Raw genomic sequence first — 22849 nt, 5'->3', positions numbered from 1 at the left:
TGTGATCGCCCTCTCCCTCGCCGAGATCGCAGCAGTCGTCGGCGGGCAGACGCACGACATACCGGACCCGTCCGTCGAGGTCACCGGAGCGGTCGTCCGTGACTCCCGTGAGGTGGAGCCGGGCAGCCTCTTCGTCGCCTTCGCGGGCGAGCGGGTGGACGGCCACGACTTCGCACACGCGGTCGTCGAAGCGGGCGCGGTCGCCGTACTGGCGTCCCGCCCCGTCGGCGTACCCGCGATCGTCGTCGACGACGTCCAGACGGCACTGGGCGCCCTCGCGCGTCATGTCGTACGACGGCTCGGCGCGACCCTGGTCGCGCTGACCGGTTCCGCGGGCAAGACCAGCACCAAGGACCTCATCGCCCAGGTGCTCCAGCGCGAGGCGCCCACGGTGTGGACGCCGGGCTCGCTCAACAACGAGATCGGGCTGCCGCTGACCGCCCTGTCCGCCACCGCGGACACCAGGTTCCTCGTGCTGGAGATGGGCGCCCGCGGCATCGGCCACATCCGCTACCTCGCCGACCTGACTCCGCCGAAGGTCGGCCTCGTCCTCAATGTCGGCTCGGCGCACATCGGTGAGTTCGGCGGCCGCGAGCAGATCGCGCAGGCCAAGGGCGAACTCGTCGAGAGCCTGCCCGAGGACGGCACCGCGGTCCTCAACGCCGACGATCCACTCGTACGGGCCATGGCGTCCCGTACGAAGGCGAAGGTGATCCTTTTCGGAGAGTCCGGCGAAGCGGACGTACGCGCCGAGAACGTGCGACTCACGGACAACGGACAGCCCGCCTTCAGGCTTCACACACCCTCCGGTGCAAGCGATGTGACTATGCGCCTGTACGGTGAGCATCACGTGTCGAACGCGCTCGCCGCGGCCGCCGTCGCCCACGTACTGGGCATGTCCGCAGCTGAGATCGCCACCGCGCTCTCCGAGGCGGGCTCCCTCTCCCGCTGGCGTATGGAGGTCACCGAGCGCCCGGACGGCGTGACGATCGTCAACGACGCCTACAACGCGAACCCCGAGTCCATGCGAGCCGCCCTGCGTGCGCTCGCCGCAATGGGCAAAGCCTCACAGGCGAAGGGGGGCCGGACCTGGGCGGTGCTCGGCAAGATGGCCGAGCTCGGGGACGAGGCGCTCGCCGAGCACGACGCGGTCGGACGGCTGGCCGTCCGGCTCAATGTCGGCAAGCTCGTCGCGGTCGGGGGCAGGGAAGCGTCCTGGCTGCAACTGGGCGCATATAACGAGGGTTCGTGGGGTGAGGAGTCGGTGCACGTGTCCGACGCACAGGCGGCGATCGACCTGTTGCGCAGCGAGTTGCGCCCGGGGGACGTCGTACTCGTGAAGGCGTCCCGGTCGGTCGGGCTCGAGAGCGTGGCGCAGGCGCTCGTCGAGACCGGTGCCGAGGGTGAGGTTTCCGCCCGATGATGAAGCAGATCCTGTTCGCAGGAGTCATTGGCCTCTTCTTGACCTTGGTCGGCACCCCGTTGCTGATCAAGCTCCTCGCCCGCAAGGGGTACGGGCAGTACATCCGTGACGACGGCCCGCGCACGCACGGCAGCAAGCGCGGTACGCCGACCATGGGTGGTATCGCCTTCATCATCGCGACGGTCGTCGCCTACTTCCTGTCCAAGGTGTTCACCGGCCTCGGGGAGGCCAAGACGCCCCCTCCGACCTTCTCGGGTGTCCTGGTCCTCGCCTTGATGGTCGGCATGGGCATGGTCGGTTTCCTCGACGACTACATCAAGATCGTCAAGCGGCGTTCGCTCGGTCTGCGGGCCAAGGCGAAGATGGCCGGCCAGCTGATCGTCGGCATCACCTTCGCGGTGCTCTCGCTCCAGTTCGCGGACTCCCGGGGACAGACGCCGGCCTCCACCAAGCTGTCCTTCATCACGGACTTCGGCTGGACGATCGGCCCCGTGCTGTTCGTGGTCTGGGCGCTGTTCATGATCCTCGCGATGTCGAACGGCGTGAACCTGACGGACGGCCTCGACGGCCTGGCCACCGGCGCTTCGGTGCTCGTCTTCGGCGCCTACACGTTCATCGGTGTCTGGCAGTACCAGGAGTCCTGCGCCAACGGTGAGACCCTGACGAACCCGGGCGCCTGTTACGAGGTGCGTGATCCACTCGACCTCGCCGTCGTCGCCTCCGCGCTGATGGGCGCCTGCCTCGGCTTCCTGTGGTGGAACACCTCGCCCGCCAAGATCTTCATGGGGGACACCGGTTCGCTCGCGCTCGGCGGTGTGCTCGCCGGCCTCGCGATCTGCTCCCGCACCGAGCTGCTGCTCGCCCTGCTGGGCGGCCTGTTCGTGCTCATCACCATGTCGGTGGTCATCCAGGTCGGCTCGTTCCGCCTCACCGGCAAGCGGGTCTTCCGAATGGCGCCACTCCAGCACCACTTCGAACTCAAGGGGTGGTCCGAAGTCCTTGTCGTGGTCCGCTTCTGGATCATCCAGGGCATCTGTGTGATTGTCGGACTGGGTCTCTTCTACGCGGGATGGGCGGCGGAAAAGTGACCGACTGGCAGGGAAAACGCGTCACGGTCGCCGGGCTCGGCGTCTCCGGCATCCCGGCGGCCAAGGTGCTGCACGGATTCGGCGCCGTCGTCACGGTCGTCAACGACGGCGACGACGAGCGGGCCCGTGCCCAGGCCGCCGAACTTCAGGCCCTGGGCATCACGGTGCGCCTCGGCGACGGCGCGACCCTGCCGCAGGGCACCGAACTCATCGTCACCACACCCGGCTGGAAGCCGGACAAGCCGCTGTTCGCGGCCGCCGCGCAGGCCGGGGTCCCGGTGTGGGGTGACGTCGAACTCGCCTGGCGGCTGCGCGGCCGGGAAGGACGGCCGGCAGCTCCCTGGCTCGCAGTCACCGGCACCAACGGCAAGACGAGCACCGTCCAGATGCTCGCCTCGATCCTCAAGGCGGCGGGCCTGCGCACGGCAGCCGTCGGCAACATCGGCGTCTCGTTGCTGGACGCGGTGCTCGGCGAGGAGGAGTACGACGTCCTCGCCGTGGAGCTGTCGAGCTACCAGCTCCACTGGGCCCCCTCGCTGCGCGCCCACTCCGCCGCCGTCCTGAACCTGGCCCCCGACCACCTCGACTGGCACGGTTCCATGGAGGCGTACGCCGCCGACAAGGGCCGTATCTACGAGGGCAATCAGGTCGCCTGCGTCTACAACGTCGCCGACAAGGCCACTGAGGACCTGGTGCGCCAAGCCGACGTCGAGGAGGGCTGCCGAGCCGTCGGCTTCACCCTCGGCACGCCCGGCCCCTCCCAACTCGGTGTGGTGGAGGGCATCCTGGTCGACCGGGCCTTCGTGGAGAACCGGCACAAGAACGCCCAGGAGCTGGCGGAGATCTCCGACATCAACCCGCCGGTCCCGCACAACATCGCCAACGCCCTCGCGGCGGCCGCTCTCGCGCGTGCCTACGGGGTGCCGGCCGCGGCCGTACGGGACGGCCTGCGGGCCTTCACCCCGGACGCCCACCGCATCGCGCACGTCGCCGACGTGGCCGGGGTCAGGTACATCGACGACTCCAAGGCCACCAACACCCACGCGGCGGAAGCCTCGTTGGCGGCGTACGAGTCGATCGTCTGGATCGCCGGCGGGCTGGCCAAGGGCGCGTCCTTCGACGAGCTGGTCGCCAGGTCGGCAGGGCGACTTCGAGGGGTCGTCCTGATCGGCGCGGACCGCGGCCTCATCCGCGAAGCCCTCGCGCGACACGCCCCGGAAGTACCCGTCGTCGACCTCGACCGGACCGACACTGGGGCGATGCTCCAGGCAGTCCAGGAGGCGCAGCGGCTCGCGGTCGAGGGCGACACGGTTCTGCTGGCCCCGGCCTGTGCCTCCATGGACATGTTCGCCAACTACAACAAGCGCGGTGACGCGTTCGCGGAGGCGGTTCGCGAGCTCGGCTCCGGGAGCGCCAGACACCCCCTATGACCCGGCCGCCTGCCGGGCGACCCTGGGAGGGACGCGTGGGACTCGCGAACCCCGCCACGCACACGTGGCGGACGTACGGCAAGGACGCCGATGTCCGGTAGCCGTACCGGACGGCCGCCCGTGCAGCGGCGGGTGGCGCGGCCCGCCGCTCCCCGTACGGTGCGCGAGAACCCGTTCCTCAGTCTGTACACCCGGGCCCGCCGCGCCTGGGACCGGCCGCTCACCGCGTACTACCTGATCCTCGGCGGCAGTCTGCTGATCACCGTGCTGGGTCTGGTGATGGTCTACTCGGCCTCCCAGATCACGGCGCTGCAGATGTCCCTGCCGGGCTCCTACTTCTTTCGCAAGCAGCTCCTGGCGGCCGTGATGGGCGGTGTGCTGCTGCTGATCGCCTCCCGGATGCCGGTGAAGCTGCACCGGGCGCTCGCCTACCCGATCCTGGCGGGCGCCGTCTTCCTGATGGCTCTGGTGCAGGTGCCCGGGATAGGGATGTCGGTCAACGGCAACCAGAACTGGATCTCGCTCGGCGGCTCCTTCCAGATCCAGCCGAGCGAGTTCGGCAAGCTCGCCCTGGTGCTGTGGGGCGCCGACCTGATGGCCCGCAAGCAGGACAGGAAGCTGCTGTCCCAGTGGAAGCACATGCTGGTGCCGCTCGTGCCGGTCGCCTTCATGCTGCTCGGACTGATCATGCTCGGCGGTGACATGGGTACGGCGATCATCCTGACCGCGATCCTGTTCGGCGTGCTGTGGCTGGCGGGCGCCCCGACCCGGCTGTTCGTCGGGGTCCTGTCGGTCGCCGCCACCCTCGGTGTGATCCTCATCAAGACCAGCCCCAACCGGATGGCCCGGCTCCAGTGCATCGGGGCCACCGAACCGAAGTCCGGAGTGGCCGACTGCTGGCAGGCCGTGCACGGCATCTATGCCCTGGCCAGCGGCGGGCTCTTCGGGTCCGGGCTGGGTGCGAGTGTGGAGAAATGGGGCCAACTCCCGGAAGCGCACACGGACTTCATCTTCGCCGTGACCGGTGAGGAACTGGGCCTGGCGGGGACGCTGTCGGTGCTCGCCCTCTTCGCGGCTCTAGGCTATGCGGGTATCCGCGTGGCCGGACGCACGGAGGACCCCTTCGTGAGGTATGCCGCGGGAGGTGTGACCACCTGGATCACCGCGCAGGCGGTGATCAACATCGGTGCGGTGCTCGGCCTGCTGCCGATCGCCGGTGTCCCCCTGCCGCTGTTCTCGTACGGGGGGTCCGCCCTGCTGCCGACCATGTTCGCCATCGGGCTCCTGATCGCCTTCGCGCGTGAGGACCCCGCTGCGCGGATGGCGCTTTCCATGCGGCAGAGCCGCTTTGGTAGAAAGCGCGCGGGGGGCCCTGTGCGGGGGCCTCGGAGATGGAACACGATGCGACGGCGTGCCTCGGCGGCGCGCTCGTCCGGAGAGCGGTGAATTTCGGTGCATGTCGTACTCGCCGGTGGGGGGACCGCCGGCCACATCGAGCCCGCGCTCGCCCTCGCGGACGCCCTGCGCAGGCAGGACCCGACCGTGGGGATCACGGCCCTGGGCACGGAGCGCGGCCTGGAGACCCGGCTCGTACCGGAGCGGGGCTACGACCTCGCGCTCATTCCCGCGGTGCCGCTGCCACGCAAGCCCACCCCTGAGCTGATCACCGTCCCGGGCCGGCTGCGCGGCACGATCAAGGCCGCCGAGCAGATCCTGGAGCGCACCAGGGCGGACGCCGTCGTCGGTTTCGGCGGCTACGTGGCGCTGCCCGGCTATCTCGCGGCCAAGCGCCTGGGCGTGCCGATCGTCATCCACGAGGCGAACGCCCGGCCCGGCCTCGCCAACAAGATCGGCTCCCGGTACGCCGTCAAGGTCGCCGTCTCCACCCCCGACAGCAAGCTGCGGGACGCCCGCTACATCGGCATCCCGCTGCGCCGGGCCATCGCCACCCTCGACCGGGCGGCCGTACGCCCCGAGGCCCGCGCCGCCTTCGGGCTCGACCCGAACCTGCCGACGCTGCTGGTCTCCGGCGGTTCGCAGGGCGCCCGCCGGCTCAACGAGGTGGTCCAGCAGGTCGCGCCCTGGCTCCAGCAGGCCGGGATCCAGGTCCTGCACGCGGTCGGCCCGAAGAACGAACTGCCGCAGGTGCAGCAGATGCCTGGGATGCCCCCGTACATCCCGGTACCGTACGTGGACCGGATGGACCTCGCGTACGCCGCGGCCGACATGATGCTGTGCCGCGCGGGCGCGATGACCGTCGCCGAACTCTCCGCCGTCGGACTCCCGGCCGCCTACGTCCCGCTGCCCATCGGCAACGGCGAACAGCGGCTGAACGCCCAGCCGGTGGTCAAGGCCGGCGGCGGACTGCTGGTCGACGACGCGGAACTGACCCCCCAGTGGGTCCAGCAGAACGTCCTGCCCGTGCTCGCCGACCCGCACCGGCTGTACCAGATGTCCCGCGCCGCCGCCGAGTTCGGCCGCCGGGACGCCGACGACCTGCTCGTCGGCATGGTGTACGAGGCGATCAACGCCAGTCGTGCACGCCGCTAGGCACGTATGAGGGAAGGCAGGGAGCGTGGCCGGATCGACGACCGCCGAGCGCGGTGAACGCCAGCAGAGGTCGTCCGGCCCGCCGCCCCTCCGGAGGTTCACACCGCCCCGCCTTCGTATGATCATCATCCTCGCCCTCGCGCTGGTCCTCCTCGGTGCGGGCACCGTCTGGCTGTTGTACGGCTCGCAGTGGCTGCGCGCGGAAGAGGTGTCCGTCTCCGGGACCCGGGTGCTGACCCCCGCGCAGGTGCGCGAGGCAGCCGACGTTCCCGTCGGGGAGCCATTGATTTCCGTCGAAACCGACGCGATTGAGGCACGACTGCGCCGGAAATTGCCCCGAATTGACGCGGTTGAGGTAGTGCGTTCCTGGCCCCATGAAATCCAGCTGAACGTGACTGAGCGCACTCCGGTTCTCCTTGTCCAAAAGGGTCGAAACTTCGTTGAAGTGGACGAAGGAGGCGTCCGATTCGCCACCGTTCCGCGGGCTCCTAAGGGTGTCCCGGTACTCGAATTGACGCTCTCTCGGCCGGGTTCGCGCGCCGCGAGCCTGCGCCGCTTCGGCGAGGGCCGGCTGGTGCGTGAGGCGGTCCGGGTCGCCGGCGCGCTTCCGGACGCCGTCGCCCGCGACACCCGAACCGTCAAGGTGCTGTCGTACGACGACATCTCGTTGGACCTGGGCGGCGGTCGCACCGTCGCGTGGGGTAGCGGAGAGCAGGGTTCCGTCAAGGCCCGTACGCTCACAGCTCTCATGAAAGCCACCCCCGGCGCGCGGCACTTCGATGTCAGCGCCCCCACCGCGCCTGCGTCATCGGGGAGTTGACGCACATCCGCGCAGGCCAGCACCCTGGTTGGGCAGCGCTACGCCTGATCACATAGGGTGAAAAGAAAAACGGGAGGTTCGGCGTGTTCGTTGAACGCGCGCCACTTGTCGACTTAGTGTCCTGTTCAGAAGACTCCAGGGAACAGACACACTGGTAACCCTAAACTTCAGCGTTAGGGTTCGGGTCGGCGTTATGGACCGTCCCATTCGGCATCTGTCGTCGGACCACGGGTTCACACCCGTGAGGCGGCGACAACGTAATTCGAGGCGAGAGGCCTTCGACGTGGCAGCACCGCAGAACTACCTCGCAGTCATCAAGGTCATCGGTGTCGGCGGCGGTGGTGTCAATGCCATCAACCGGATGATCGAAGTCGGTCTCAAGGGTGTTGAGTTCATCGCCATCAACACCGACGCGCAGGCGCTGTTGATGAGCGACGCCGACGTCAAGCTCGACGTCGGCCGTGAACTCACCCGAGGACTCGGCGCCGGAGCCAACCCGGCCGTCGGCCGCAAGGCCGCCGAGGATCACCGTGAGGAGATCGAGGAGGTCCTCAAGGGGGCCGACATGGTCTTCGTGACGGCCGGTGAAGGCGGTGGCACAGGCACCGGCGGCGCGCCCGTCGTGGCCAACATCGCCCGCACGCTCGGCGCCCTCACCATCGGCGTGGTCACGCGCCCGTTCACCTTCGAGGGACGGCGCCGCGCGAACCAGGCCGAGGACGGCATCGCCGAACTCCGCGAAGAGGTCGACACCCTCATCGTCATCCCGAACGACCGGCTGCTGTCCATCTCGGACCGCCAGGTCTCCGTCCTCGACGCGTTCAAGTCGGCGGACCAGGTCCTGCTCTCCGGTGTTCAGGGCATCACTGACCTCATCACCACCCCCGGCCTGATCAACCTCGACTTCGCCGACGTGAAGTCGGTCATGTCCGAGGCCGGTTCGGCCCTCATGGGCATCGGCTCGGCCCGCGGCGACGACCGCGCGGTGGCGGCTGCCGAGATGGCGATCTCCTCGCCGCTGCTGGAAGCCTCCATCGACGGCGCCAGGGGCGTGCTGCTGTCCATCTCCGGCGGCAGCGACCTCGGTCTCTTCGAGATCAACGAGGCCGCCCAGCTGGTCAGCGAAGCGGCCCACCCCGAGGCCAACATCATCTTCGGCGCGGTCATCGACGACGCTCTCGGCGACGAGGTGCGGGTCACCGTGATCGCGGCCGGCTTCGACGGCGGCCAGCCGCCGGCCCGCCGGGAGAACGTCCTCGGCTCGGCGTCGTCCTCCTCGTCGGCCCCGGCCCGCCGCGACGAGGCCACTCCGGTCCGGCAGGAGAGCCGTCCGAGCTTCGGCTCGCTCGGCAGCGTCACGCCGAAGGAGGAGGAGCCCGTTCCGGAGCCCGTGGCCGACATCCAGGTCTCCCCGCCGGTTCCGCCGTCCCGCTCCTACACGGACAGCGCGGCCGAGGAACTGGACGTACCGGACTTCCTCAAGTGATCATCCTGACGTGATAAGACAGCGCGACACCGTGAGCGGCGCGCACTTCGCCTTCACCGACAGGTGGGGCGGGGTGAGCGCCGTTCCGTACGAGGAGCTCAACCTCGGCCCGGCGGTCGGCGACGACCTCGACGCCGTGCGGACCAACCGTGACCTGGCCGCCAAGTCCCTCGGCCTCGACCCGGCCCAGGTGGTCTGGATGAACCAGGTGCACGGGGCGGACGTCCTGGTGGTCGACGGACCCGTCAGCTCCGCTTCAGCGGTCCCCACGGTCGACGCGGTCGTCACCGCCCGGCGCGGAGTGGCCCTCGCCGTACTCACGGCCGACTGCACACCCGTCCTGCTCGCCGACCCGGTCGCCCAGGTGGCCGCCGCCGTCCACGCGGGTCGGCCCGGGATGGTCGCCGGCGTCGTCCCGGCGGCCGTCCGGGCCATGATCGACATCGGCGCCGAACCGTCCCGGATCGTCGCCCGCACCGGACCCGCGGTCTGTGGCCGGTGCTACGAAGTGCCCGAGGAGATGCGGGCCGAGGTGGCCGCCGTCGAACCGGCGGCGCACGCGGAGACGAGCTGGGGCACACCGGCGGTGGACGTGACCGCCGGAGTGCACGCGCAACTCGAACGGCTCGGGGTGCGCGACCGGGTGCAGTCGCCGGTGTGCACGCTGGAGTCGGGGGACCACTTCTCGTATCGCCGCGACCGGACCACGGGACGGCTCGCGAGCTATGTCTGGCTGGACTGATGGTGCATGAGGGAACGTAAGGACGAACTCGCCGCGAATCTGGCGAATGTGGAGGAGCGCATCGCCGCCGCGTGCGCGGCCGCCGGGCGGGAGCGCGCGGAGGTGACCCTGATCGTGGTCACCAAGACGTATCCCGCGAGCGACGTGCGGATGCTGTCGGAACTCGGCGTGCGGCACGTGGCCGAGAACCGTGACCAGGACGCGGCGCCCAAGGCTGCCGCATGTACCGATCTGCCGCTTTCCTGGCATTTCGTCGGACAGTTGCAAACCAACAAAGTGCGATCCGTGGTCGGTTACGCGGATCTTGTGCAGTCCGTCGATCGTTCCAAGCTGGTGACGGCCCTGTCCAAGGAAGCCGTACGGGCCGGGCGCGAGGTGGGCTGTCTGATCCAGGTCGCCCTCGACGCGGGTGAGAACGAGCGAGGGGAGCGAGGTGGTGTGGCGCCGGGCGGGATCGCGGAGTTGGCCGACCTCCTCGCCGGGGCCCCGGGTCTGCGGCTCGACGGACTGATGACCGTCGCGCCGCTCACCGGGGAGTTTGCGGGGCGTCAACAGGCGGCATTCGAGCGGTTGATGTATTTGTCGACTGACCTGCGCCGAGCCCATCCGGCTGCCACCATGGTCTCGGCAGGGATGAGTGCGGATCTCGAAGAGGCCGTGATGGCCGGAGCGACACATGTACGCGTTGGCACCTCGGTACTCGGAGTCCGCCCCAGGCTCGGGTAACGTCGCCAGGAAGTCGGACCACAGCAGAAAATATGGTCATTACCGCTGGAAAGCGGGCATAACGACCTCGTGGATCGCGGGCACTTGGCAGTAGTCAGTCGATCCACCACAGAGCGGAGGACTCAGAGCATGGCCGGCGCGATGCGCAAGATGGCGGTCTACCTCGGCCTCGTGGAGGACGATGGGTACGACGGTCGCGGATTTGACCCCGATGACGACTTCGAACCCGAACTGGACCCGGAGCCCGAGCGGGACCGTCGACGGCATGAGCCGTCACACCAGTCGCACGGTTCGCACCAGCCCCACCAGGCGCTTCAGCCTGAAAGGGATGAACCGGTACGAGTGGTACAGCCTTCGGTGCCGCGTGAGCCGGTGCCCCGACCCGCTTCGCTAGCCGCGGAATCCGGGCGCCCGGCGCGCATCGCGCCCGTGGCATCCATCACACAAGAACGCGCAAGTCTGGAGAAGAACGCACCGGTGATCATGCCCAAGGTCGTGTCGGAACGAGAGCCTTACCGGATCACCACACTTCACCCTCGAACCTACAACGAGGCCCGTACCATCGGGGAACACTTCCGTGAAGGCACCCCGGTGATCATGAATCTGACCGAGATGGATGACACGGACGCGAAGCGACTTGTCGACTTTGCGGCCGGTTTGGTGTTTGGTCTTCACGGCAGCATCGAACGGGTGACGCAGAAGGTGTTCCTGTTGTCGCCTGCTAACGTCGATGTCACGGCGGAGGACAAGGCCCGCATCGCAGAGGGCGGGTTCTTCAACCAGAGCTGAGGCGCACGACCGGAAACGGCAGTACAAGCAGTACCCGGCAGCACGGAACAGGGGAGAGGGAAACACCAGCAATGAGCGTGGTCCTGCAGGTCATCTACGTCGCGCTGATGTGCTTCCTGATCGTGCTCATCTTCCGGTTGGTCATGGACTACGTCTTCCAGTTCGCCCGCTCGTGGCAACCCGGCAAGCCGATGGTGGTCGTTCTGGAGGCCACTTACACTGTCACTGATCCACCGCTCAAGCTCCTGCGGCGGGTCATCCCGCCGTTGCGTCTCGGGGGCGTGGCGCTTGACCTGTCCTTCTTCGTCCTGATGATCATCGTCTACATCCTGATCTCCGTCGTGGGCAATCTCGCGAGGTGACTGTGGACGATACGGTCTTGCCGACTGCCGATGACTACGTTGAGGTGAAGAGATGCCGTTGACCCCCGAGGACGTGCGGAACAAGCAGTTCACGACCGTCCGCCTCCGAGAAGGCTATGACGAGGACGAGGTCGATGCCTTCCTCGACGAGGTTGAAGCCGAACTGACCCGACTGCTCCGCGAGAACGAGGACCTGCGCGCGAAGTTGGCCGCGGCCACGCGAGCTGCTGCCCAGAACCAGCAGAACATGCGCAAGCCTCCGGAACCGCCGCAGGAGCAGCAGCAGCAGCAACAACAGCAACAGGGCATGCCGCCTCAGCAGGGAATGCCGCAGCAAGGAATGCCGCAGCAGGGCATGCGAGGTCCCGGCGCTCCGGTCCCGGCCGGCATATCGGGCCCGCCGCAGCAGCAGATGGGTGGCCCCATGGGTGGCCCGCCCCAGCTGCCGAGCGGTGCACCGCAGCTGCCCGCCGGTTCCGGCGGTGGCCAGGGCGGCCCGCAGGGTCCCGGTCCGATGGGTCAGGGTCCGATGGGTCAGGGCCCCATGGGTCAGGGTCCGATGGGTGGCCAGCCCCCCATGCAGCAGCAGATGGGCGGACCGATGGGTGGCCCCATGGGCGGCCCGATGGGTGGCCCCGGTCAGGGCCCCGGTGGCGACAGCGCCGCCCGTGTCCTCTCGCTGGCCCAGCAGACCGCCGACCAGGCGATCGCCGAGGCCCGCTCCGAGGCCAACAAGATCGTCGGCGAGGCGCGTTCGCGTGCCGAGGGTCTTGAGCGTGACGCCCGTGCCAAGGCCGACGCCCTGGAGCGGGACGCGCAGGAGAAGCACCGCGTCGCGATGGGCTCCCTGGAGTCCGCCCGCGCCACGCTGGAGCGCAAGGTCGAGGACCTGCGTGGCTTCGAGCGCGAGTACCGCACGCGTCTGAAGTCGTACCTGGAGTCGCAGCTGCGTCAGCTGGAGACCCAGGCCGACGACTCGCTGGCCCCGCCGCGTGCTCCGGCTGCCGCGTCGCTGCCGCCGTCCCCGGCGCCGTCGATGGCTCCGGCCGGTGCGAGCGCGCCGTCGTACGGCGGCAACCAGACGATGGGCGGCGGACCGTCTCCTGCTCCTCCGTCCTACGGCGGTCAGCAGCAGATGTCCCCGGCGATGACTCAGCCGATGGCGCCGGTGCGGCCGCAGGGCCCGTCGTCGATGGGCCAGGCTCCCTCGCCGATGCGTGGCTTCCTGATCGACGAGGACGACAACTGATGTTGGTGGACAACTGACGGTTGGTAGTACGACGTAGATGTCGGGAGCGTTCAGAGCGGGGCCCCGGATTTCGATCCGGGGCCCCGCTCTTTGCGCGTCTGACGGTGGTGCCACGCACGAGGGCCCGGCCTCCCGAACGGGAGACCGGGCCGTCGCGGGTTCGATCTACGCCTTGCGCAGGCGGAACGTCAGTGTCAGGCCCTCGTCCGTGAACGGAGTGCCGTAGGTGTCGTCCGCCTCGCCCTGGGCGAAGTCCGTGCCGAGAACCTCGTCGGCGATCAGGCCGGCGTGCTCGGTCAGGGCCGCGATCACCGCCGGGTCCGTCGCCGTCCAGCGCAGGGCGATACGGTCGGCGACATCCAGGCCGCTGTTCTTGCGGGCCTCCTGGATCAGGCGGATCGCGTCACGGGCCAGGCCCGCCTGCCGGAGTTCCTCCGTGATCTCCAGGTCCAGGGCCACCGTCGCACCCGAGTCGGATGCCACCGACCAGCCCTCGCGCGGGGTCTCGGTGATGATCACCTCGTCGGGAGCCAGGGTGACCGTCTCGCCGTCGACCTCCACCGACGCGGTGCCGGCGCGCAGCGCCAGCGACAGTGCCGCCGCGTCCGTGTTCGCGATGGCCTTCGCCACGTCCTGGACGCGCTTGCCGAACCGCTTGCCCAGGGCCCGGAAGTTGGCCTTGGCGGTCGTGTCGACCAGGCTGCCGCCGACCTCGCTCAGCGACGCCAGCGTCTCGACGTTCAGCTCCTCCGTGATCTGCGTGTGCAGCTCCGGGTTCAGGGCGCCGAAGCCCGTCGCCGCGATCAGCGCCCGCCGCAGCGGCTGGCGCGTCTTGACGCCCGACTCCGCGCGGGTGGCACGGCCGAGCTCCACCAGTCGACGCACCAGGAGCATCTGCTGGGACAGCTCCGGGTCGATCGCGGTGAGGTCCGCCTCCGGCCACGCCGTCAGGTGTACCGACTCAACGGCTCCCGGGGTGACCGGGACCACCAGGTCCTGCCAGACCCGCTCGGTGATGAACGGGGTCAGCGGGGCCATCAGCCTGGTGACCGTCTCCACGACCTCGTGCAGCGTGCGCAGCGCCGCCTTGTCGCCCTGCCAGAAGCGGCGACGGGAGCGGCGTACGTACCAGTTGGACAGGTCGTCGACGAACGCCGAGAGCAGCTTGCCGGCGCGCTGGGTGTCGTAGGCCTCCAGGGACTGGGTGACCTGGTCGGTGAGGGCGTGCAGTTCGGACAGCAGCCAGCGATCCAGCAGCGGGCGGTCCGCCGGGGCCGGGTCCGCCTCGCTGGGCGCCCAGTCGGACGTGCGCGCGTACAGGGCCTGGAAGGCGACGGTGTTCCAGTACGTCAGGAGCGTCTTGCGGACGACCTCCTGGATCGTGCCGTGGCCGACCCGGCGGGCCGCCCACGGGGAGCCGCCGGCCGCCATGAACCAGCGGACCGCGTCCGCGCCGTGCCGGTCCATCAGCGGGATCGGCTCGAGGGTGTTGCCGAGGTGCTTGGACATCTTGCGTCCGTCCTCGGCGAGGATGTGGCCCAGGCAGACCACGTTCTCGTACGACGACTTGTCGAAGACCAGGGTGCCGACCGCCATCAGCGTGTAGAACCAGCCGCGGGTCTGGTCGATGGCCTCGGAGATGAACTGCGCCGGGTAGCGCGCCTCGAACAGTTCCTTGTTCTTGTGCGGGTAGCCCCACTGGGCGAACGGCATCGAACCCGAGTCGTACCAGGCGTCGATGACCTCCGGCACGCGGGTGGCGGTCTTCTCGCACTGCGGGCAGGCGAAGGTGACGTCGTCGATGTACGGGCGGTGCGGGTCCAGGCCGGACTGGTCGGTGCCCGTCAGCTCGGTGAGCTCCGCGCGGGATCCGACGACGGTGAGGTGGTCGTCCTCGCAGCGCCAGATCGGCAGCGGGGTACCCCAGTAGCGGTTGCGGGACAGCGCCCAGTCGATGTTGTTGTTCAGCCAGTCGCCGTACCGGCCGTGCTTGACCGTGTCCGGGAACCAGTTGGTGTTCTCGTTCTCCTGGAGCAGACGGTCCTTGACGGCGGTGGTGCGGATGTACCAGGACGGCTGCGCGTAGTAGAGGAGCGCGGTGTGGCAGCGCCAGCAGTGCGGGTAGCTGTGCTCGTACGGGATGTGCTTGAAGAGCAGGCCGCGCTGCTGGAGGTCCTCGGTGAGCCGTTCGTCCGCCTTCTTGAAGAAGACGCCACCGACCAGCGGGACGTCCTCCTCGAAGGTGCCGTCCGGCCGGACCGGGTTCACGACCGGAAGGCCGTAGGCGCGGCAGACCTTGAGGTCGTCCTCACCGAAGGCGGGGGACTGGTGGACCAGGCCGGTACCGTCCTCGGTGGTGACGTACTCGGCGTTCACCACGAAGTGGGCCGCCTCGGGGAACTCGACGAGCTCGAACGGACGTTGGTAGGACCAGCGCTCCATCTCGGCGCCGGTGAAGGTCTGGCCCGTGGTCTCCCAGCCCTCGCCGAGCGACTTCTCGACGAGCGGCTCGGCGACGACGAGCTTCTCCTCGCCGTTGGTCGCGACGACGTAGGTGACCTCGGGGTGCGCGGCGACGGCCGTGTTGGAGACCAGCGTCCAGGGGGTCGTCGTCCAGACCAGGAGTGCGGCCTGGCCGGCGAGGGGGCCGGAGGTGAGCGGGAAGCGGACGTACACGGACGGGTCCACGACCGTCTCGTAGCCCTGCGCCAGCTCGTGGTCCGACAGGCCGGTGCCGCAGCGCGGGCACCAGGGGGCGACGCGGTGGTCCTGGACCAGCAGGCCCTTGCCGTGGATCTCCTTGAGCGACCACCAGACCGACTCGATGTACGCCGGGTCCATCGTGCGGTAGGCGCCGTCGAGGTCGGTCCAGAAGCCCATGCGGGTCGTCAGGTCGGCGAACGCGTCGGTGTGCCGGGTCACGGACTCGCGGCACTTGGCGTTGAACTCGGCGATGCCGTACGCCTCGATGTCCTGCTTGCCGCTGAAGCCGAGCTCCTTCTCCACGGCCAGCTCGACGGGCAGGCCGTGGCAGTCCCAGCCGGCCTTGCGGGCCACGTGGTAGCCGCGCATGGTGCGGAAGCGGGGGAAGACGTCCTTGAAGACGCGGGCCTCGATGTGGTGGGCGCCCGGCATGCCGTTGGCGGTGGGCGGGCCCTCGTAGAACACCCACTCGGGGCGGCCCTCGGACTGCTCCAGGCTCTTGGCGAAGATCTTCTGCTCGCGCCAGAAATCGAGCACCGCGTGCTCGAGCGCGGGCAGGTCGACCTGGGCGGGTACCTGGCGGTACGTCGGCGTTGTCATCAGCGGGCTTCCTCCGGCGGACTTGCTGCCTTCCGTCCGGAGGGACGAGAGCTGTGTCTTCCTGCGCCGCTTTCGGCGCGCTCCCGCGGTACCACCCTCCTTGGCCCTCCGGTGTGCAGTGCACGCCGGTGAGCCCCCTCATTGGGGTCGCGATGCCGGTTCTACTCGCCGCTGGTGCGTCCGTGCGGCTTTCTTCCGGCGCTCCGGGGTGATCTTCACGTCGCGCTCGCCCCCGGGCTTCCACCGTCCCCGGGTCGCTCTGGGCTGCGTACGCCGCTACTCGTCCCCATCCATGCTTTTCGCTCCGCCCAGTGTACGGCGCCGGAAGGACAGCGGCCGACCGGTTTTCCGGTGCCGCCGGGCGGGGCCTGGCGGCGCCCTGGGTGACCCGAATGGCGAGGTGCGTCCGTTCGGAACCCGGGACGGTCAACCTGGCGGATTACCCGGCGGAGAGCTGGGCACAACGCATGCAGGTTTGCCGCACGACTTCCGCGAGGTGGTGAATCGTACGGTATGCCCCGTTGCCGCGGGGCTGAAGTCGATTTATCGTCCCAGCACGATTCGCGTGCAAGATCACAGTATGTGAAGGGGCCGCGGCCATGGTGGCGAAGAAGACCGCCGTACAGCAGTCGGCGCCCGGGTCACCGGGCGCCCCAGGCGGTGCGGCCAAGGACGTCGGGGGCAAGAAGAGCGTGCGGCGGGGCGCGGCCGAGGGGGACGTCAAGGCCGTGAGGACGATGCCGACGGCGGCGGGTCCGACCGTGGGCGGCACGGGGGAGAAGGCGGCAGCGGTGGAGCGGGCTCCTGGGAAGAGGGCTGCCGCCGGGAAGGCCGCGGGGAAGGCCGCCGGGAAGCAGGGCTCGGGGAAGGCGGCCTCTCGGAAAGCGGCCTCGGGGAAGAAGACCTCCGGGAGGGCTGCCTCCGGGAAGGCTGCCTCCGGGAAGGCGGCTACGGCTTCGAAGGGGGCTGTTACCGGGAAGGGTGCTTCCCAAGGGGGTGGATCTGGGAAGGGTGCTTCCACGGAGTCGGCTTCTGCGAGGGGGGCGACCAAGCGGGGTGCGTCTGGGAAGGGTGCGACCAAGGAGGGCGTGACCAAGAAGGGCGCTTCCGCGACGGGGGCGAAACGCGCTGCTTCGAAGAGCGCCCAGAAGACGGGCGCAGCCAAGACGACTGCGGCCAGGAAGAGCACGTCCAAGAAGGCGGGCGCGGCCCAGGCCGCGGAGCAGACGGGAGCCACGACAGTGGTTGCGAAGAAGACCACGGCGGCGAAGACCGCCGTACCCAAGGCGCGCCTGCGCGTCGCCGCCGAGCCCGGTGAGCTCGCGGTGCGTCCCGGTGAGGACCCCTGGACCCCGGACGAGGTCGCGGAGGCCCGCGCCGAACTGCAGTCGGAGGCGACGAGACTCAGCAACGAGATCACCGCCTCCGAGGAGTCCCTGGTGGGCCTGATGCGGGACTCCGGGGACGGCGCCGGCGACGACCAGGCGGACACCGGTACGAAGAACATCACGCGCGAGCACGAGCTTGCCCTCGCCGCCAACGCGCGCGAGATGCTCGTCCAGACCGAGCGCGCCCTCGGGCGGCTCGACGCGGGTACCTACGGCCTGTGCGAGAACTGCGGCGACCCCATCGGCAAGGCCCGGATGCAGGCATTCCCGCGGGCCACCCTGTGCGTCGAGTGCAAGCAGAAGCAGGAACGCCGGTACTGACCAGTACCCGGGTGCCGGTGGGCGTGCCGTACTCTCGTCCTCAGTCAGGTACCTAGGTTGAGGGACTCACGTGGCAGAGGCGGAGCGGATCATCGGTACGCCGGAATCCCCGGAGGGGGCTGGGGCCGAGCCGGACCAGTCGTCCGGTCCGGATTCCGGTTCGGCGGGGCAGCAGGACGCGGGCGCGCGACCCAGGGGCAAGCGGCGGATCCTCGTCCTGTTCGCGGTCGCGGCGTTCGCCTACGCCCTCGACCTGATCAGCAAGATGATCGTGGTCGCCAAGCTGGAGCACCACGCGCCGATCGAGATCGTCGGGGAGTGGCTGCGGTTCGAGGCCATCCGCAACGCGGGCGCGGCCTTCGGTTTCGGTGAGGCCTTCACCGTGATCTTCACGATGATCGCGGCGACCGTGATCCTGGTCATCGCCCGGCTCGCCCGCAAGCTCTACAGCCTGCCCTGGGCGATCGCGCTCGGTCTGCTGCTCGGTGGCGCGCTCGGCAACCTCACCGACCGGATCTTCCGTTCGCCGGGCGTGTTCGAGGGCGCGGTCGTCGACTTCATCGCGCCCAAGCACTTCGCGGTCTTCAACCTCGCCGACTCGGCGATCGTGTGCGGCGGCATCCTGATCGTGCTGCTGTCGTTCAGGGGGCTCGACCCGGACGGCACCGTCCACAAGGACTGACCCGCCGGACCTGTGGGGAGGAGTTGTCCACAGGCTCCGTACGGGGCGGTCCGGCCCGTCCGGCATACTCGACGGGTGAGCACCATTCCCGAGATCCGTACCCTGCCCGTGCCCGACGGCCTGGAGGGCGAGCGCGTCGACGCCGCCATCTCCCGCATGTTCGGCTTCTCCCGGACGAAGGCGGCCGAACTCGCCGCCGCGGGGAAGGTCATGGTCGACGGGTCGGTGGTCGGGAAGTCCGAGCGGGTGCACGGAGGGGCCTGGCTGGAGGTCGAGATGCCGCAGGCGCCCGCGCCCGTGCAGATCGTCGCCGAACCGGTCGAGGGCATGGAGATCGTGCACGACGACGAGGACGTGGTCGTGATCGTCAAGCCGGTCGGTGTCGCCGCGCACCCCTCGCCGGGCTGGACCGGGCCGACCGTGATCGGCGGGCTCGCGGCCGCCGGGTACCGCATCTCCACCTCGGGCGCCGCCGAGCGTCAGGGCATCGTGCACCGACTGGACGTGGGCACCTCCGGCCTGATGGTCGTGGCCAAGTCGGAGTACGCGTACACCTCGCTCAAGCGCCAGTTCAAGGAGCGCACGGTCGACAAGCGGTACCACACGCTCGTCCAGGGCCACCCCGACCCGACCAGCGGCACCATCGACGCGCCCATCGGCCGCCACCCCCAGCACGACTACAAGTGGGCGGTCACCGCGGAAGGGAAGGCGTCGGTCACGCACTACGACCTCATCGAGGCGTTCCGCGCCGCCTCCCTGCTCGACGTGAAGCTGGAGACCGGGCGCACCCACCAGATCCGCGTGCACATGGCCGCCCACCGCCATCCCTGCGTCGGCGACCTGACGTACGGCGCCGACCCCACGCTCGCCAAGCGGCTGCGGCTGACCCGTCAGTGGCTGCACGCGGTCCGGCTCGGCTTCGAGCACCCCGGGGACGGGCGGTGGGTGGAGTTCGAGTGCGGCTACCCGGACGACCTGCAGCAGGCCCTGGACCAGGTCCGCGAGGAGACCTACGCGTGAGCCCGACGTCGTACGCGCTGCGTGTCGCTCAGGACCCCGCCGACCGGGAGGCCTGCTTCAGGGTGCGCAAGGAGGTCTTCGTGGGCGAGCAGGGGGTCCCCGAGGACATCGAGTACGACGCGTACGACGCCGACGCCGTGCATGTCCTGGCGATCCGGGAGGACGGCGTACCGCTCGGCACCGGGCGGCTGCTGCACGGCGAGACGGCCGCGGCGAAGACCGGCGGAGATCTGTCCGTGGGGTCGCTCGGGCGGCTCGCGGTGACGAAGGACGCGCGGGGGCTCGGGGTCGGGGCGGCGCTGGTCGGGGCCATCGAGGAAGCGGCCCGCGCGCGGGGACTCACCGCTGTGGACCTGCACGCGCAGACCCAGGCCACGGGGTTCTACGAGCGGCTGGGATACGTGGCCTACGGCCCGGAGTTCCCGGACGCGGGGATCCCGCACCGGGCCATGCGCCGCGTTCTGTGACCAGGGGCTTCGGGCAGGTACTTCTGTGACCAGAGAGGTACGGAAGGGCAGGTGAGCACGGGGGCGTGGCAGGCTTGAGGTCCGCTGTGTGAACGTCGAGACCTCCCGGAGCACTGACCGTGGATCAGTTGGCCCTGTTGTTCATACTGTTGCTCGGGGCCGTGGTGAGCGTCCCGGTGGGAGAGCGGTTCGGGTTGCCGGCGCCCGTGCTGATGACACTCCTCGGGATAGTCCTCGCCCTGCTCGACTTCGTGCCGAACGTCAACATCCCGCCGGATCTCATCCTGCCCGCGCTGCTGCCGTCATTGCTCTACGCCGCCGTGAGACGCACGTCATGGCGGCAGTTCACGGCCAACATACGACCCATCCTCCTGCTGGCCGTGGCGTTGGTCTTCGTCACCACGCTGACCGTGGCCGTCGTCGCGAGCGCGATCGTGCCCGGGCTGCCGATCGCCGCCGCGGTGGCGCTGGGCGCGCTGGTGGCGCCGCCCGACCCGGTCGCCGCGACCGCCGTCGCCGGGCAACTCGGGCTGCCGCGTCGGCTGGTGTCCATTCTGGAGGGCGAGGGGCTCTTCAACGACGTCACGGCCATCGTGCTGTACCACGTGGCGATCGCGGCGGCCATCAGCGGGGCGTTCTCGCCGTGGAAGGCCGGGCTCGACCTGGTGCTGTCCGCCGTCGTCGCGGTCGCGGTCGGGCTGGCGCTGGGCTGGGGCGCCAACAAGTTGATGGACCTGCTCGACGACGCCACCCTGCAGATCGGGCTCACGCTGCTGGTGCCGTACGTCTCGTACGTGCTGGCGGAGGAGTTCCACGGGTCCGGGGTGCTCGCCGTGCTCACCACCGCGTTGTTCCTCGCCGAGTACGCCACCGACGCCGACGACGTGCTGACCCGGCTGGCCGGGCACACCTTCTGGGACATCGTCGACACGCTGGTCACGGGGGTGGCGTTCGGACTGATCGGCCTTGAGCTGCACAACGCGATCAGGACGGCGTCCGGCCGGTGGGGGGAGATGCTCGGGTGGGCGGTGGCGATCGTGGGCGTCGTCGTGCTCGTACGGCTGTTGTGGCTGCTGCCGGCGACGTGGCTGACCAAGCGGTTGCACGCGCGGCGTGACGACCACGACGAGGAGATCCCGGTGGGCTGGCGGGAGACCGTCGTGATGTGGTGGTCGGGGATGCGGGGCGTGGCCTCGGTGGCGTTGGCGCTGGCGATTCCGCTGAAGACGGACGAGGGTGCGCCGTTCCCGAACCGGGACGAGATCGTGTTCATCGCGTTCGGGGTGATCATGGCGACGCTGGTGCTTCAGGGGTTGACGTTGCCGTGGCTCGTGAAGCGGCTGGGGGTGCGCGCGGACACGGATCGGGAGAAGCAGTTCGAGAAGGCGTTGGCGGTTCGGGCGGCGAAGGCGGCGAAGCAGAGGCTCCGGGAGATCGAGACGGTGGAGGATCTGCCGGAGGAGCTGTCCGAGCAGATGGTGCGGCGGGCCTTCGAGATCGGCGTGCGGATCAGTCCGGACCTGGGGGAGGAGGAGCGGCGGGAGGCGCATGTGCAGCGGGTGCGCAGGCTCAAGCGGGTGCGCCGGATCCACGGGGAGATGTTGAGCGCGGCGCGGCACGAGGTGTTGGCGGCGCGGAACGAGCCCGGAGCGGATCCGGAGGTGGTGGACCGGGTGCTGCGGCATCTTGATGTGCGCAGCTTGAGGTGAGGGTTCGGCCCGGCGGTCCGGTGGCCCGGGCCCACCGCCCGCCGCCGTCCTGTATGGCGGCGCCGGGCTCGGCGGGCCTCCGTCTGTTCGTGGTGGGGCTGCCGCGGAGGGGTCAGGTTCAGCGGCCCGGTCCGGTTCGTGGTGATTCGTGAAGACGGCGCGAGCTGGTGCGGTCCCGGGAGGGAGTGGCCTCGTCGAGGGACGGGCTGCCGTTGCTCCGGCCTCGGGGTACAGCCGCGTCGGCCGTGTTGACGCGGGGGAGGGCGTACGGGTGTTCCTCGGACAGCCAGCGGATCATGCCTTCGCGGACGTTGACCCGTACCGTCCAGATGTCGTCCGCGTCCTTGGCCGTCACCAGAGCCCGTACCTGCATGGTGTTCGGGGTGGTGTCCGTGACGTCCAGGCCGTAGGCGCGGCCGTCCCAGGCCGGGCAGTGGCGCAGGATGTCGCGCAGCTTCTCGCGCATCGCGTCCATGGGCGCCATGTGGTCGAGGTGCCAGTACACGATGCCGGTCATCTGCGGGGTCCCGCGCGACCAGTTCTCGAACGGCTTGGAGGTGAAGTACGAGACGGGCATCGTGATCCGGCGCTCGTCCCAGGTCCGCACGGTCAGGAAGGTCAGGGTGATCTCCTCGACCGTGCCCCACTCGCCGTCCACCACGACCGTGTCACCGATGCGCACCATGTCGCCGAACGCGATCTGCAGTCCCGCGAACAGGTTGCTGAGCGTCGACTGCGCGGCGACACCGGCGACGATGCCGAGGATTCCGGCGGAGGCCAGCAGTGAGGCGCCCGCGGCGCGGAACGCGGGGAACGTCAGGAGCATCGCGGCGACCGCCACCACACCGACCACCGCGGACACCACGCGCATGATCAACGTCACCTGGGTGCGCACGCGCCGGACCCGGGCGGCGTCCCGGTGGGCGCGCGCGTAGCGGCTGTACGTCGTCTCCACCACCGCGGCGGCGATGCGGATCACCAGCCAGGCGGTGGCTCCGATGAGGACCAGCGTGAGGATCCGGCCGATCCCGGCCTGGTGCCGCGGCAACAGCTGCGCCTCGTCGTAAAACCCTCTCAACAGGGCCGCGCAGAGTACGAGCTGGTAGGGAATCCGACCACGACGCAGCAGACCCCACAGGGGGGTCTCGTGATGTCGTTCGTCGGCCTTGCGCAGCAGCAGGTCGGTTGCCCAGCCGATGAACAGCGTGAGCAGAACCGAGCCGCCGACCACGATCAGTGGGCGGAGTACGTTCTCCATGCCTCCGAACGTAACCGTCCTCGGGCGTTCATGAAC

The 22849-nt window shown here is 69.5% G+C and carries 19 protein-coding genes; 17 read left to right on the top strand and 2 right to left on the bottom strand.

Annotation, left to right across the window (positions count from 1 at the left end; translation table 11 throughout):
- Position 1 precedes the first annotated feature (1 nt).
- The 12 genes from murF (at position 2) to ABZ027_RS12325 (ending at position 12665) form a co-directional block, all read left to right on the top strand.
- Entirely contained in the window at positions 2-1423 is a 1422-nt protein-coding gene (gene murF / locus ABZ027_RS12380; protein ID WP_356767180.1) for a UDP-N-acetylmuramoyl-tripeptide--D-alanyl-D-alanine ligase, read from the top strand.
- Positions 1423-2511: a phospho-N-acetylmuramoyl-pentapeptide-transferase gene (mraY, locus tag ABZ027_RS12375; RefSeq protein ID WP_356767254.1), complete on the top strand. Its 1089-nt coding sequence runs from the start codon at positions 1423-1425 to the stop codon at positions 2509-2511. The genes murF and mraY overlap by 1 nt, the downstream gene beginning before the upstream one ends.
- Complete coding sequence (gene murD / locus ABZ027_RS12370; RefSeq protein ID WP_356767178.1) at positions 2493-3941, top strand: UDP-N-acetylmuramoyl-L-alanine--D-glutamate ligase; 1449 nt, start codon at positions 2493-2495, stop codon at positions 3939-3941. The genes mraY and murD overlap by 19 nt, the downstream gene beginning before the upstream one ends.
- Before the next feature lie 90 nt (positions 3942-4031).
- Complete coding sequence (ftsW, locus tag ABZ027_RS12365) at positions 4032-5387, top strand: putative lipid II flippase FtsW (RefSeq protein ID WP_356767176.1); 1356 nt, start codon at positions 4032-4034, stop codon at positions 5385-5387.
- A 6-nt stretch (positions 5388-5393) separates the two neighbouring features.
- On the top strand, positions 5394-6491 hold the full coding sequence (gene murG, locus ABZ027_RS12360) for an undecaprenyldiphospho-muramoylpentapeptide beta-N-acetylglucosaminyltransferase (protein ID WP_356767174.1): 1098 nt from the start codon (positions 5394-5396) through the stop codon (positions 6489-6491).
- A 25-nt stretch (positions 6492-6516) separates the two neighbouring features.
- Positions 6517-7311 carry an FtsQ-type POTRA domain-containing protein gene (locus ABZ027_RS12355; protein WP_356767172.1) on the top strand — a complete coding sequence of 265 codons (795 nt, stop codon included), beginning with the start codon at positions 6517-6519 and terminating at the stop codon, positions 7309-7311.
- Positions 7312-7594: 283 nt separating this feature from the next.
- Positions 7595-8797 carry a cell division protein FtsZ gene (gene ftsZ / locus ABZ027_RS12350; RefSeq protein WP_356767170.1) on the top strand — a complete coding sequence of 401 codons (1203 nt, stop codon included), beginning with the start codon at positions 7595-7597 and terminating at the stop codon, positions 8795-8797.
- A 10-nt stretch (positions 8798-8807) separates the two neighbouring features.
- On the top strand, positions 8808-9539 hold the full coding sequence (pgeF, locus tag ABZ027_RS12345; RefSeq protein WP_356767168.1) for a peptidoglycan editing factor PgeF: 732 nt from the start codon (positions 8808-8810) through the stop codon (positions 9537-9539).
- Between the two features lie 6 nt (positions 9540-9545).
- Positions 9546-10265 (top strand): YggS family pyridoxal phosphate-dependent enzyme, encoded by a 720-nt coding sequence (locus tag ABZ027_RS12340; protein ID WP_356767166.1) that lies wholly within the window; start codon positions 9546-9548, stop codon positions 10263-10265.
- Between the two features lie 129 nt (positions 10266-10394).
- Positions 10395-11054: a cell division protein SepF gene (sepF, locus tag ABZ027_RS12335; RefSeq protein ID WP_356767164.1), complete on the top strand. Its 660-nt coding sequence runs from the start codon at positions 10395-10397 to the stop codon at positions 11052-11054.
- A gap of 71 nt (positions 11055-11125) precedes the next feature.
- Positions 11126-11416 carry a YggT family protein gene (locus tag ABZ027_RS12330; protein ID WP_356767162.1) on the top strand — a complete coding sequence of 97 codons (291 nt, stop codon included), beginning with the start codon at positions 11126-11128 and terminating at the stop codon, positions 11414-11416.
- A gap of 52 nt (positions 11417-11468) precedes the next feature.
- On the top strand, positions 11469-12665 hold the full coding sequence (locus ABZ027_RS12325) for a DivIVA domain-containing protein (RefSeq protein ID WP_356767160.1): 1197 nt from the start codon (positions 11469-11471) through the stop codon (positions 12663-12665).
- 165 nt (positions 12666-12830) lie between these two features.
- Here ABZ027_RS12325 and ileS read toward each other — a convergent pair whose 3' ends face one another.
- On the bottom strand, positions 12831-15968 hold the full coding sequence (gene ileS / locus ABZ027_RS12320) for an isoleucine--tRNA ligase (RefSeq protein ID WP_356767158.1): 3138 nt from the start codon (positions 15966-15968) through the stop codon (positions 12831-12833).
- 599 nt (positions 15969-16567) lie between these two features.
- Here ileS and ABZ027_RS12315 point away from each other — a divergent pair.
- The 5 genes from ABZ027_RS12315 to ABZ027_RS12295 all read left to right on the top strand — a co-directional run bounded on the left by ABZ027_RS12315 (position 16568) and on the right by ABZ027_RS12295 (position 21555).
- The gene (locus ABZ027_RS12315; protein WP_356767156.1) at positions 16568-17677 is read left to right on the top strand and encodes a TraR/DksA C4-type zinc finger protein; all 1110 of its coding nucleotides are present in this window, start codon (positions 16568-16570) and stop codon (positions 17675-17677) included.
- Between the two features lie 70 nt (positions 17678-17747).
- On the top strand, positions 17748-18359 hold the full coding sequence (lspA, locus tag ABZ027_RS12310) for a signal peptidase II (protein ID WP_356767154.1): 612 nt from the start codon (positions 17748-17750) through the stop codon (positions 18357-18359).
- A gap of 75 nt (positions 18360-18434) precedes the next feature.
- A complete protein-coding gene (locus ABZ027_RS12305) occupies positions 18435-19379 on the top strand; it encodes an RluA family pseudouridine synthase (RefSeq protein WP_356767152.1) in 945 nt (314 codons plus the stop codon).
- A complete protein-coding gene (locus ABZ027_RS12300; RefSeq protein WP_356767150.1) occupies positions 19376-19846 on the top strand; it encodes a GNAT family N-acetyltransferase in 471 nt (156 codons plus the stop codon). The genes ABZ027_RS12305 and ABZ027_RS12300 overlap by 4 nt, the downstream gene beginning before the upstream one ends.
- A 119-nt stretch (positions 19847-19965) precedes the next feature.
- Positions 19966-21555 (top strand): Na+/H+ antiporter, encoded by a 1590-nt coding sequence (locus ABZ027_RS12295; RefSeq protein WP_356767148.1) that lies wholly within the window; start codon positions 19966-19968, stop codon positions 21553-21555.
- Between the two features lie 118 nt (positions 21556-21673).
- On the opposite strand, the gene ABZ027_RS12290 is transcribed toward ABZ027_RS12295, so the two are convergent.
- On the bottom strand, positions 21674-22813 hold the full coding sequence (locus ABZ027_RS12290) for a mechanosensitive ion channel domain-containing protein (protein ID WP_356767146.1): 1140 nt from the start codon (positions 22811-22813) through the stop codon (positions 21674-21676).
- Between the last annotated feature and the right edge of the window lie 36 nt (positions 22814-22849).

This window comes from Streptomyces sp. NPDC006332, from assembly GCF_040612855.1.
In the GTDB taxonomy this organism is placed as follows: domain Bacteria; phylum Actinomycetota; class Actinomycetes; order Streptomycetales; family Streptomycetaceae; genus Streptomyces.
This window is presented reverse-complemented; position numbering and strand designations above follow the sequence as displayed.